This window comes from Nocardiopsis sp. FR4 (genome assembly GCF_009830945.1).
In the GTDB taxonomy this organism is placed as follows: Bacteria; Actinomycetota; Actinomycetes; order Streptosporangiales; family Streptosporangiaceae; genus Nocardiopsis.
In genome coordinates, this window is the sequence record NZ_VWVV01000009.1 from 147,216 (window position 1) to 159,443 (window position 12,228).

The following is a 12,228-nucleotide window of genomic DNA, read 5'->3' on the forward strand; positions in this document are numbered from 1 at the left end:
CACGCCGGGAGGGGGAGTGCCCGAAACCGAGGTCGTCGTGTGCGGTGCGGAGGTCACTTCTGACCGTCCTCCGGGGAGTCGCTTCCCTCTCGGGCCTCGCGCTCACCGTCGAAGAAGTCGCCGAGTTCGTCGCGGATCTGCTGCGCCCGCGCCTCCCCGGTCAGCTTGGGCGGGGTGTCCTCGCGCGCCTTGGGCGGCTCGCCGCCGCCCTGGCCGGGGCGCGGCATCGCGCGCAGCGGAGAGCCGTGCGGGGTGGCGCTGCGCCGGGGCAGGCCAGCCGCGGTGACCGCGGAGGTGCCGCTCGCGGACGGCTTGCCCGGGGAAGGCCTGGCCGAGCCGTTGACTGGGGGACGGCGGGGGGGACCGCCGGCCTGTGGCGGGGCGGCGGGGGCGGACGGACCGGCCGACGCGCTCATCGGGACGGTCGACGTGCGGGCCTGGCCGGGGGTTCGCGGAGTGGCCACGCGCAGCAGCTCCTTGGGGATGATCGTGTAGGCGCTCACCCCTCGGAAGGAGCGTGATTCGAGCCGGGTCTCCAGTCCGTGCTTCTTGGCGATCCTGCTGGCGACGTACAGGCCCATGTGGCGGGGCACGTCGTCGTCCAGGACGGGCTCGCCGCTCAGGCGCTCGTTGAGTTCGGCGAGCTGGGCCTCGGGGATGCCCACGCCCTCGTCCTCCACCACGATCATGAGGCGGCCGTCGCTCAGCTCCTGGGCGCTGACCACGACCTGGGAGTGCTCGGGCGAGTTGGCGGTGGCGTTGTCCAGCAGCTCGGCGAGCAGGTGGCTGATGTCGTCGGCGGCCATACCGGTGATGGAGGTCTGCGGGATCTTGCCCAGCCGGACCCTGGGGTAGTCCTTGATCTCGGAGCTGGCGGCTCGGGCCACGTCCAGCAGCGGCACGATCTCGTCGTGGGCGTCGGACTCGCCGCCGTCGTGCCCGGTGAGGACCAGGAAGTTCTCGCCGTTGCGCCGCATGCGGGTGGCGAAGTTGTCGATCTGGAAGAGCTTGTCGAGCAGGTCGGGGTCCTTGGCGTCGGTCTCCAGCTCCTCGACCATCTCCAGGAGGGCGTCCACCAGGGACAGGTCGCGCATGGCCAGACCCGCCAGGGCCTCGGTGAGCAGGCCGTGGTGGCCGGCCTCGGAGGCGGCCTCCGCCACCGACCGGGCGGCGGCCTGGAGGGCGGCCTCGTCGGCGGCGGTCCCGGTGTCCGGGGCCTGCGCGGCCGGCCGCGCGTCGGGCTCGGCCTCCGCCCGCGGCTCCGCGTCCCGCTCGGCGGTCTCCGCCGCGGGAGCGTCCCCCTCGGTCTCCTCCTCGCGCTCGGAGCGGGGCAGGGCCCGCTCCCCGCGCGCGTCCGCGGTGGGCTCGGAGTGCTCGGCGAACAGCGTACTGGCCGACTCGGCGCTGATGACCTGCGGCTGCTGCCCGGCGGTGAGCACGATGACGTGCTGCACGGGCTGGCCGTAGGGGTTGTACTGGCCCGGGTAGAAGACCGGCTGCCCGTGGAGGACGTAGCCCGGGGGCTGGTAGGGCGCCGGGTAGGGGCTCTGGTAGGCGACCACCGGCGGGTAGGGCGCCGGGTAGGGCGCCGGGTAGGGCGCCGGCTGCGGAGCGTAGCCGTGCTGGGCCTGCGGGTGGGGCGGGTAGCCGCCGTGCTGCTGCGGCCCGGGCGCGTACCCGTCGGGGCGGGGGGCCGGGGGCCGCTGCTGCTCCTGCCAGTGGGCCGGCTGGCCGTAGGGAGCGCCGGGGGCCTGCTGGTAGGGGCCGCCGTGCGCGGCGTAGGGGTCGTGGGCGGCACCCGGCTGCGGGGCGTACCCGTACTGGCCCTGGACCGGGGCGGGAGCCTGCTGGTACGGCTGGTGGCCCTGGTAGGCCGCGGGCGCCTGGGGCACGGAGCCGTTCCAGGCGGGCGCCTGCGGAGACGGGGGGTGGGGCGCGGGTTCGTGGGGTGCTCCGCCGGAGGGTTCGGTCGGCGGGGCGGGCTCGGCGGGGTGTGTCGCCGTCCACCCCGCGGGCGACGGTGCCTGTGCGGTCTGGGGCTCCTGCTCGGCCCGCGGCTCCCGCGGGGCGGAGGGGGCCTGGGGCGCCGCCGGCTCCGGAGAGGGCTCCCCGCGGCGTTCGGCCGACTCGGAGCGGTGATCGGCCCGGGGTGCGCCGGCGTCCGGGGCCCGGTCCCGCGAGGGCTCGGCCGGAGGGGTTCCGTCGGATCCGGCCCGCGGTGCGGAGGGCTTCTCGCGCGGGGCCTCGTGCCGCGCAGAGGAGGTCCGCGCGACCTCGGACCGCTGGGGTCGGGCCGCCGCGGAGGGCCGCGTCGCGGCGGCGGAGGACTCGGATGGCTCCGGGTGTTCGGAGGGGGTGTCAGTCATGGTGTCCGTGGTGGCGGGGATGTGCGGCGCGGTGCGGGGTTCGGGCTCGTTCAGGCCGGCCCCGCGCCACTGGCCGACCGGGGTGGCGCCGGTGTCGACGTCGTCGACGCTGACCCGGCGCGTGGTGTAGGGGTTGGGGACGTTCACCCTGGCGGAGGGGCGGTAGCCGTTCTCGGCGGAGCCGGAGAAGGGCCCGGTGGCCGGCGGCGAGGGGTCACCGCCGCGTGCCGCGGTACTGGGCTCGGAGGCGTCACCGGCCGTGTGCTGGCCGCCTTCCCGTTCCGAGCTGCGGCCGGGTTCCTGCGAATGCGGATGCACGGGATGATGCACGGGATTTCCTTGCTCGGTCTCCGGTGAGGGGGGTTCGTGGGCCCTGACCATACGTGAGATGGCCCGGCGGAACACGCCCTCTCGTCTGGTTCCTTGCCCGTCCTCCGCCGATGGTGTGGGTTGGCCTCCGCGCGGCTGCGCGGAGGAAGTGTCTCGCGGCGACGGCGCCTCTGCCACAATCTCGTCTCCTCGCGTCAGGTGGGCGAATCGGCGGTGGTCCCGCACCACCGCCCTGACCTGGGAGATGGCCGCCTCGGGGACCGCGGCGGGGACCCGTGGCAGCCGGGCGCCCCGTTCGCCGGGGGAACGCCGTGACGGGGACGCTGTCGCCCCCGCTCGTGCGGGAGGCGGACGGGTACGGCGCCCATCCGGCGACAAGTATCCACGACCCCGCACAATTCCTGTACTTCCACCGAGAACCGTCGTTCGGTTCGTCAGACTAACAAAGGTCGGCGGGCTTGGCAGACGAATCGGGGAAGCACCGGAAATGCCTCCCCGGCAACGGCTCTGACGTGCGCGGACAGCGGTGGGGCGGCACCTCGGCACCGGCTGTTTTTGTGAGATTTATGGGGTCGTGTCTGTTTCCGGTCTGGTGTCAGCAACCCCGCCGGAGGGGTGTCACACATCCAGCCCGATCTGTCCGGCACGTGCGTTGACCAGCGCGGACATGTTTCCGGGGGGCTGTGTGTTGTCGAAGATCCGCTGGTGCGCCTCACCGATCCGGTCGAACTCCACGATCTCCGTCACACACGGGTCCAGTTGGCCGCCCGCGACGAGGCCGATCACCATACGGCACTGCGACAGGGAGGCGAAGTGGGACCCCTGCAGGCGCTTGAGCCGCATCCACAGGAACCGCAGGTCGATGTCGGCCCGGAAGCCCGAGGTGGCGCCGCACAGGACGACCATGCCCCCGTTGTCGCACAGGTACAGCGAGGTGGGCAGGGTGTCGGCGCCGGTGTGCTCGAAGACGATCCGGGGCGAGCGCCGCTCCCCCAGCTCCGCCCAGAACCGCTTGCCGAAGGCGCGCACACCGTGCATCCACTCGGCGTGGGCCCGGGTGTCCCGCTCGTCGGGGACCCGGCCCCAGTGGTCGAACTCGGTGCGCAGGATCGTGCCGACGGCGCCCAGTCCGCGGCAGACCTCGGCCTTGGCCTCGGTGGAGACCACGGCGACCGGTTTGCCGCCCACCTGGCGTGCCAGCTGGATGGCCGCGGTGCCCAGCCCCCCGGCCCCGCCCCAGACCAACACGGGGTCGCCCGGACGGACCACGTGGGGTTCCCAGCCGAACAGCTGCCGGTAGGCGGTGGCCGCGCTCACGATGAAGCCGGCCGCCACGTCCCAGGGCAGCTTCCCGGGTTTGGGATGGCACTGGAAGTCCCGGATCAGGGAGAACTGACCGAAGGAACCGAAGTTGCTCTCGTAGCCCCACGCGCGCATGCTCCGCGAGGCGACGGGGTCGAGGCCCATCCGGACGTCCTCGGCGCCCTCGTCCCACTGCCCCGGGGAGAGGATGACGTGGTCGCCGACCTCCACGCCGCGCACGCCCTCGCCCACGGCCCAGACCACGCCGGAGCCGTCGGAACCGCCGATGTGGTAGTCCTCCTCGGCACCTGCCTTCTGGCGCGCGGCGATGACGTCGGCGGGGCGCCCCTGTGCGGCCCAGACGTTGTTGTAGTTGATGCCCGCGGCCATGGTGTACACGAGCACGTGCCCGGGCTGGAGCCGGGGCACCGGGACGATCTCCCGGGCGAAGGCGTCGAGGGGCCGGCCGTAGCGCTCGCGCCGGATGGTGAAGGCGTGCATGCGCGCGGGGACGTGGCCCCGAGGGGGTATCTCGCCGAGGTCGTACAGGTCCTTGTACATGGGTTCTTCCTTCCGGCGACCGGGGTGGGGATGCCGCGCGGAACCAGTGGCCGTGCAGGCGCACACGTGCGCCCGGAGGGGCGGGTGCCCGCGCGAAGAAGTGGAGTGAGGGCTGTCCGAATTCGGAATCGGGGGGAGGCCGGGGTCCGGCACCGGTCCGGCCCGGGTCCCCCGCCTTCCCGGCACGGGGAGCCGGGGCGCGGGAAGCGGGAGGGCGGAGTTCGCCCCCCGTCCCTTCCGGAGTGCGTTCGGGTCGTGTTACGTCGAAGCCGGAATTCTCTTCCACACCGCCCTGAACTGGTAGTACATTGCCTTTCGCCCTTTTCAGGCCGGACACGAGATTTCAGTGGGACACGATGAAGACGAACCAGGAAACGACCGCCCGCGCCTTTGTCCAGGGACGAAAGTCCCGGAAAACGACACTCATCCCACGAAGCCACGACACTCGCTTGTGAAGCTTCGAGAGCTATATTCCCACACAAATCCCTTAAAGGAAGGAAAACCGACAGAAAAGAACACACGCGCACACGCGTCGGGGACGCGACCCCCGGTCGCGCCCCCGCACACCGCCGCGGCCCGGCCCTCCGGACCGCCCCCGCTACTCCACGCCCTCAGGTCGCCCTGGATCAGCGCGAGCATGACGTGGTTGTCCCGGTAGATCTGGTTGCGCGCCGCCGGGTGGTCCTCGTCGAAGGAGGCCACGCGCACCCCCTCCAGGGCCGGGGCCAGGTACGTGTACGTCCGGATCGGAATGCGCGGCAGCAGCTCGTTGAAGACGATCGCCATCGTCTTCAGCGCCTCGGTCTGCTCCTCCTCCGTGGGCGCCGTCTTGGCGGTCTCCACGAGCGCGACCAGGTCCACCCTCCCCCGGCTGGGGCTGTCCACCTCCAGGTCGAAGGACTGCCCGGGGGTGTCGCCGGTGCCGGCGTTCCCCACGAGGTAGTTCATCTGGAAGGGGCCCCAGTAGCTGGGGATCTCGGGGTCGCCCCAGTGGCGCACGGCCACCTCGAAGTCACCGGCGGCCCAGATGCCCCAGGGGTTGTCCGCGGGCACGTTGCGCGCGGTGGTCCTGACCCCGAAGTCGTTCCGGGCCTCCTCGGCCTGGGTGGCGGTCAGCTCGAAGTCCCCCAGCCCGCGACGCCGATGATCTCGTAACTCGCCTCCTCCCCCTCCGGGGTGTGCCAGACCCCGCCCTCCTTCGTCCAGCCCGCCTCCTCCAGGAGCTCGGTGGCCCGCTCCATATCCTGGTCGTAGGTGTCGAACCCCTCCAGCTCCTCGGCGGTGAAGATCTGCTCGGCCTGCAGGTCCACCAGCCCGGCGTAGTACTTCACCGGGTCGTAGGCCTCACCCCGCGCCACCCGGCCGATCTGGTCCCCGTCCAGGACGTGCTTGAGCGCCTTGCGCGCCCGGGGGTCCCTCAGCTCCGGCTTGGCCCTGAAGTTGAACATCAGCCCCCGGCCGTCGTAGCCGGGGTGCTCGCCCCAGCGGAACCCCTCCACGGTCTGGAAGGCCTGCTGGTCGGCGGCGGAGGTGGCCAGGGGCGAGTAGTCGACCTCGCCCTGCTGGACCAGCAGGGCGGCCTGGCGGTTGTCGCCCCTGTGGACGACCACCTCGTCGAAGGCCACCTCGGTGCCCTGGTAGCCGCTCTCCTCGCGCACCAGGGTGATCCGCGCGTCCGAGGTCCGGGCGCGGTCGAAGGTGTAGGGGCCGCTGGTGATGATCTCCTCGGGGGAGAACTCGATGAACTCGGCGTTGAACTCGGTGTGCTCGTCGTCGCCCTCCCACGCGCTGCCCTCCAGGAGCAGGTGGTCCCACTCGTGGGTCTCCCAGTTGTAGAACGCCCCGGCGGGCAGGGAGAGGTCGGCGTAGACCGAGTTCATCAGCAGCGCGCCGTCCTCGACCGCGACGTTGCGCGTCTGGGCGTCCAGGTCGAAGCCGAAGACGCCGGTGAACCGGGTGGTGCCGCCCGGGGCCGCGTCGCCGCCCGCGCAGGACGAGAGCAGCCCGGCTCCGGCGGCTCCCGCGGCGCCGAGGCCGACCGCGCGCAGCGGCTTCCTGCGGCTGAGGTGGCCGGGGTGGGGGGTGGGGGTCATTGTCGCTTCCTTTCCAGGTGGACGGCGAGCAGTCCGAGGCAGAGCACGACCAGGCCGAGGCCGACCGTGACGGTGCTGATGGCGGACTCCGCCGTGCCGGAGGGGGTGAGTGCGGCCGTGCAGGCGCTGGTCAGGGTGAGGAAGGCCCCGGTGAGGACACCGAAGCGGCCGACGAGGAGGAGCACCCCGGGGGCGTCGCCCCCACGCCGGGCGGGCCGCCGGGCAGCGGTTCGGGGACGCGCAGGCCGCCGCGGACCGGGGGCACCGAGGAGATCAGCGCCGAGGTGTAGGGGTGCCGGGGCGGTGGAAGATGTCGCGGGTGGCGCCGGTCTCCACCAGGCGCCCGGCGTACATGGTCCCGACGCGGTCGGCGAGTTCGGCGGCCAGGCCCAGGTCGTGGGTGATGAAGACCATCGCGAAGCGCAGCTCCTCGCGCAGCTCGGCCAGGCGCTCGACGACGGAGCGCTGGGTGAGCACGTCCAGCGCCGTGGTGGGCTCGTCCAGGATGAGCAGCTGGGGCCGCAGGGCCAGGGCGAGCGCGATGAGGGTGCGCTGGCGCATCCCCCGGAGAGCTCGTGCGGGAAGGCGTCCAGCACGCGGGCGGGGTCGAGCCGCACCGTCCGCAGCAGTTCGGCGGATTCCTCCGGCAGCTCACCGCGCGGGCGGCGGGCGGGGGCGTGCGCGCGGAAGGTGTCGAGGAAGTGGTCGCGTATCCGCGGCACGGGGTTGAAGGCGTTCATGGCGCCCTGGAAGACCATGGCGGCCTCGTTCCAACGGAAGCGGCGCAGGTCCTCGCGGGCCAGGGTGCGCACGTCGACGAGGTGGCCGTCCTTGCAGCGGAAGAGGACCTGTCCGGCGGAGACGACCCCGGTGCGCGGCAGGAGCCGGAGCAGTCCCAGGCCCAGGGTGGTCTTTCCGCAGCCGGACTCCCCCACCGGGGGCATGGACTGGCCGGGGTGGAGGTCGAAGGAGACGTCGTGCACCGCCGTCACCCGGCTCCGGCGCCCGGTGCGGTAGCCGACGTCGACGCCGCGGACGGAGAGCAGCGGTCCGGTGGTCGGGGGTGGTCGGTCATGGCGGGCTCACCTGTCCCGGAGTCGTGGGTTGAGGGCCTGCTCCAGGGAGCGGGTCATGGTGACCAGGCCGATCTGGAAGAGCATGATCATGGCCATCGGCGCGACGAGGAAGGGCGCGGCCCGGGGCAGCAGGAACGCGTTGTTGTCCCACGCCTGCTGGATCATCAGGCCCCAGTTGTCGGCGGTGCTGGGCAGCAGTCCGGGCAGGTACATGCCGACCACCGCGTAGATCGCGTTGGTGACGGCGATGATGAAGTTGACGAAGACGTAGCCCGCCATGTTGGGCAGCACCTCGACGAGGAGGATGCGCGCGGTGCCCAGGTCCTGGAGCCGGGCGGTCTCGACGAACTCGCGCTCGCGCAGGCTGAGCACCCGCGCGCGGATGGAGCGCATGAGGTAGGGCCAGGTGACCAGGCCGATGGTGAGCGAGACCACCATCGGCGAGGACGTGCGGTAGAACGACGCGACGACCAGCATCAGCACGATGAAGGGGATGGCCATCGTGATGTCGGTGATCTGGAGCAGCAGGTGGTCCGCCCGGCCGCGGACGTACCCGGCGACGCCGCCCAGGACCACCGCGATGACGACGGTGACCAGGGCGGCGGTGGCGCCGACCGTGATGGGTTCGCGTCCGCCCAGTACGAGCTGGACGAAGGTGTCCTTGCCCTCGTGGTTGGTGCCGAGCCAGTGCTCGGCGCTCGCCGGGCCCCAGATCGCGGTGACGTCCGTGGGACCTACTTCCGGATGCGGGGGTCGAGGCGGCTGTAGGGCAGGTCGGCGACCAGGTTGGCGGCCACCACGCACGAGGTGATGATCACGAGCAGGCCCTGCAGGAGCGGGTAGTCGCGGTAGTTGACGGCGTCCAGCAGCAGGCCGCCGACGCCCTTGTAGGCCAGGACCTGCTCGACGAAGATCGCGCCGCCGACGAGCGTGCCGAAGGAGGTGGCGATCTGGGCGACCAGGGGCAGGACCGCGTTGCGCCCGACGTGGGAGACGGCGACGCGCCGGTCGGGCAGGCCCCGGGCGCGTGCGACGGTGACGTAGTCCTCGCCCGGGACCTCGGTGGTGGAGGCCTTCATGACGAGCATCCACGTGCCGGTGATGGCGAGCACGTACGTGAGGATCGGCAGCGCCGCGTGGTAGAGGGCGTCGCCCACGAACTCGGCGGTCAGGCCCGGTTCCACGTCCGGGCTGACCGTGCCGCGCAGGTCGATGGGGTTGGACCAGCCCAGGTACATGCCGCCGCCCACCACCAGGACCATGGCGATGAGGTAGTCGGGCACGGCGCCCAGGACTGAGGCGAGCACGCTGAGCAGGTGGTCCAGGAAGCGGTCGCGGCGGTAGGCCATCACCATGCCCAGGGCCAGACCGAGGCCGACCGCGATGACGGTGTCCGCGCCGATGCTGAACAGCGTCCAGGACAGGTAGGCGCCGACGGCCTCCGTGACGCTCCGGCCCGGCCGGTCGATGGTCATGCCCATGTCGAGGGTGACCAGGCCGACGAGGAAGTCCCACCACTGCTGGTACAGCGGGGCGCCGGGATCGTAGGCCAGGGAGTCGGCCGCGATGGCGCGGGCCTCCTCGATCGTCATACCGCCCTGGGTGAGGCGTCCGGCCATCACGTCGACGGGGTCGCCGGGCATGGCCCGGCCGAGGAAGAAGGTGGTGTTGGCGACGACGAACACCACGACGACGGCCTTGCGGGCCCTGACCAGGGCGTGGTGGCGCCACAGGTGCAGCGGGGGGACGTCGGCGCGCGCCGGGGGGACGTCGGCCCGCGGCGGCGGCGGGGAGGCCGCGATGTCGGTGGCCACGGGGCTCCTTGGGGGGTGGGACAGGAGGACCATGTTTCTATTAGGAAAGTTTCCTAATAGATGGACACGGCAACCCGATCGATGTGGCGCACACCACCCCCGCGACCAAACGGCGGCCAACGCGCGACACGGTCGGCACTGTGAAACGAACAGAGCGTCACAAAACAGCGCATAAAAGTGTCCGTGTGATGGCCGTATCCGGCCACATCTCCCCCATATGACTTTTGTGAGTGTTGGTCACGGACCGCTCCTGTCTACGGTGGCCACTCCGACACGCCCCCGAACCCGTCCCCACACGGGTTCCCGACGTGAAAGGCCCCCTGTGCGCCGAACACGCACGACCACCCTGACCGCGGGCGTCCTCACGGCCGCCCTGGCCGCCTCCCTCGCGGCCGCCTCCCCGGTCGCCGCGGACCCCACCGGTCCCCCCGCCGACGACCCGGCGCTCGCCGGGTTCCACGACCAGGAACCGGCCTGGGCCCCCTGCTCCGAGGAACACCTCCGGGGCCTGGAGTGCGCCGACGTCGAGGTCCCCCTCGACTACTCCGACCCCGGCGGTGAGCGCATCACCGTGGCTATCAGCCGCGCCGAGGCCACCGACCCCGACCGCAGGCGCGGCATCCTGCTCACCAACCCCGGAGGACCCGGCGGACACGGGCGCGCCATGCCCCTCCCCCTCGACCTGGAGACGGGCGTCGGGATGCTCGGGGACACACGGGTCAGCGAGGTGTACGACGTCATCGGCATGGACCCGCGCGGCAGCGGCGGCTCCTCCCCCCGACTGGACTGCGAGGCCGAACCCCTGCCCGTCCACACCCGCCCGACCGACGCGGAGTTCTCCCAGACCACGCGCGCCGCGATCTCCTACCAGCGGGCCTGCGAACAGAACCAGGGCCACCTGCTGCCGCACATGACCACCGCCAACACCGCCCGGGACATGGACGTCATCCGTGCGGCCCTGGGCGAGGAGAAGGCGAACTACCTCGGCTACTCCTACGGCACCTACCTGGGCGCGGTCTACGGCAGCCTGTTCCCGGAGCGGCTGGACCGCAGCGTCCTGGACTCGTCGATGCACCCCGAGCTCACCTATCGGGAGGCCTTCCTCTGGCAGTCCCGGGCCTACAGCGAGAACATGGAACGGTACACCGCCTGGCTCGCCGAGCACGACGACGCCTTCGGCTTCGGGGCCACTCCGGACGAGGTGTACGCGACCCTCGACGCGACCTCCGAACGGCTGCGCGAGGAGCCCTACCGAGGCCACCCCGCGGTCGAGTACTACGACGGCACCATGTTCGACTACGAGGTGGGAGAACACTCCCGCTACCAGGCCAACTGGAACCTGTTCGCCGCCTACCACTGGTTCCTCGTCAACGACCAGCCCATGCCCGAGGAGTTCGTGGGGCTGAGCCTCCTCGTCCCCGGGGAGTACCAGGGCGCCACCCCCGACCTGCAGAACGCGGTCCTGTGCGAGCAGGAGTGGCCCCGGCGGCTGAGCCTGTACCGGGCGGACACGCGCAGGTACCGGGAGGAGCACCCGTACGGGACCGGCGCGTACCGGGCCGTGCCCCAGCCGTGCACCTTCAGCACGCTTGAGCCCGCCGAACCGCCGGTGGGACTGGAGCGCGACGGCTACCCCGAGGGGCTGGTCATCGCCGGGGAGTTCGACGCCCAAACCCCCCACGAGGGCGGAGCGGCCATGGCCGAGCGGCTGGACCACGCGTTCGTCACGGTAACGGGCGACGGCGGACACGGTTTCTACACGCCCTTCGGCCTGGACTGCGTGGCCGAGGCGGTGGACGCCTACCTGGTGGAGGGGGCCGCTCCAGAGGACGCCACCTGCCAGGGGCTGCCCCCCGCCGAGGTCGGGGCGGAGCCGCTGGCCGAGGCCGAACCGGAGGCCGAGGAGCTGCTGCCGCTGAGCGAGGCGCTCCGCGCGGGCGGCCCGGGGCTCTGACCTCCGCCCGTACGCGGTGACGGCCCGCACCCCCGTGGTGCGGGCCGTCGCACGCGCTCAGCGCGCCGGGGCCGGTGGCGGCGCCTAGATCCCCGAGCCCGCCAGGGAGCCGGTGGTCTGCCCGGCCGGGTCGGAGAGCAGGCACAGGACCTCGCGGTCGTAGAGCTCGTTCCAGCCCTCCTCCGTCGGGTACAGCGGGAGGACCTCCAGGCGGGAGCTCGCGTAGTCCAGGCCCACGAAGGCCTCGAACTCCCCGACGCACAGCTCACCCGCCATCTCGGCGATCGAGTCCTCACCGGGGTAGGTGTCCGAGTCGGCGAGGTCCCCCGCGTGGTAGATCTCGTAGTCGTGCGGCTCGGAGCACTCGATCTTGGGCACCTCCGAGACCGAGTCGTCGGCGTTGGTGCTCATCTCGTTGAGGCAGTCCCCGACGTAGACCGCGTCGACGCCGGTGTCCTCGGGCCCGGCGGGCGCGGTGGTCCCGGTCTCCACCGGTTCGGCGGGCGTCCCGGTGTCCGTCGGCTCCGGTGAGACCGTGGCCGCGTCGTCCCCGCCGTTCTGGAAGGCCGGGGGCAGGAGGGGAAGGGGGCCGCACGCCGTCAGCGCCAGGGCGGCGCCGATGGTGAGGGTCCCGAGGGAAAGGCGGCCGAGCAGCGGGCGGCGCGGGTCGGACAGCATGGGGTCTCCACTGGGTGGTTGAGGTACTCAGGCCGACGGGGGACGGATCGGCGG

Annotated in this window: 6 protein-coding genes and 3 pseudogenes; 1 reads left to right on the top strand and 8 read right to left on the bottom strand. The window is 72.2% G+C overall.

The window, feature by feature from the left end; all coding sequences use genetic code 11:
* Nucleotides 1–53: 53 nt before the first annotated feature.
* From FYW95_RS11005 to FYW95_RS11035, 7 genes and pseudogenes are all read right to left on the bottom strand, one after another.
* Nucleotides 54–2,696: an ATP-binding protein gene (locus FYW95_RS11005; protein ID WP_236572167.1), complete on the bottom strand. Its 2,643-nt coding sequence runs from the start codon at nt 2,694–2,696 to the stop codon at nt 54–56.
* Nucleotides 2,697–3,314: 618 nt separating this feature from the next.
* Entirely contained in the window at nt 3,315–4,559 is a 1,245-nt protein-coding gene (ccrA, locus tag FYW95_RS11010; protein WP_159942969.1) for a crotonyl-CoA carboxylase/reductase, read from the bottom strand.
* 423 nt (nt 4,560–4,982) lie between these two features.
* A pseudogene (locus FYW95_RS11015) lies at nt 4,983–6,652 on the bottom strand (ABC transporter substrate-binding protein).
* Complete coding sequence (locus FYW95_RS11020) at nt 6,649–6,837, bottom strand: hypothetical protein (RefSeq protein WP_159942970.1); 189 nt, start codon at nt 6,835–6,837, stop codon at nt 6,649–6,651. The pseudogene FYW95_RS11015 and the gene FYW95_RS11020 overlap by 4 nt, the downstream one beginning before the upstream one ends.
* Nucleotides 6,831–7,698: pseudogene (locus FYW95_RS11025) on the bottom strand (ABC transporter ATP-binding protein); the annotation flags it as partial. The pseudogene FYW95_RS11025 and the gene FYW95_RS11020, both read right to left, overlap by 7 nt.
* 36 nt (nt 7,699–7,734) lie before the next feature.
* Nucleotides 7,735–8,460 (bottom strand): annotated as a pseudogene (locus FYW95_RS11030) (ABC transporter permease); the annotation flags it as partial.
* 2 nt (nt 8,461–8,462) lie between these two features.
* Entirely contained in the window at nt 8,463–9,542 is a 1,080-nt protein-coding gene (locus FYW95_RS11035) for an ABC transporter permease (RefSeq protein WP_159942972.1), read from the bottom strand.
* A 322-nt stretch (nt 9,543–9,864) separates the two neighbouring features.
* Here FYW95_RS11035 and FYW95_RS11040 point away from each other — a divergent pair, with 322 nt between their 5' ends.
* Nucleotides 9,865–11,496 (top strand): alpha/beta fold hydrolase, encoded by a 1,632-nt coding sequence (locus FYW95_RS11040; RefSeq protein WP_159942973.1) that lies wholly within the window; start codon nt 9,865–9,867, stop codon nt 11,494–11,496.
* Between the two features lie 84 nt (nt 11,497–11,580).
* On the opposite strand, the gene FYW95_RS11045 is transcribed toward FYW95_RS11040, so the two are convergent.
* Nucleotides 11,581–12,174 (bottom strand): septum formation family protein, encoded by a 594-nt coding sequence (locus tag FYW95_RS11045; protein ID WP_160050317.1) that lies wholly within the window; start codon nt 12,172–12,174, stop codon nt 11,581–11,583.
* Between the last annotated feature and the right edge of the window lie 54 nt (nt 12,175–12,228).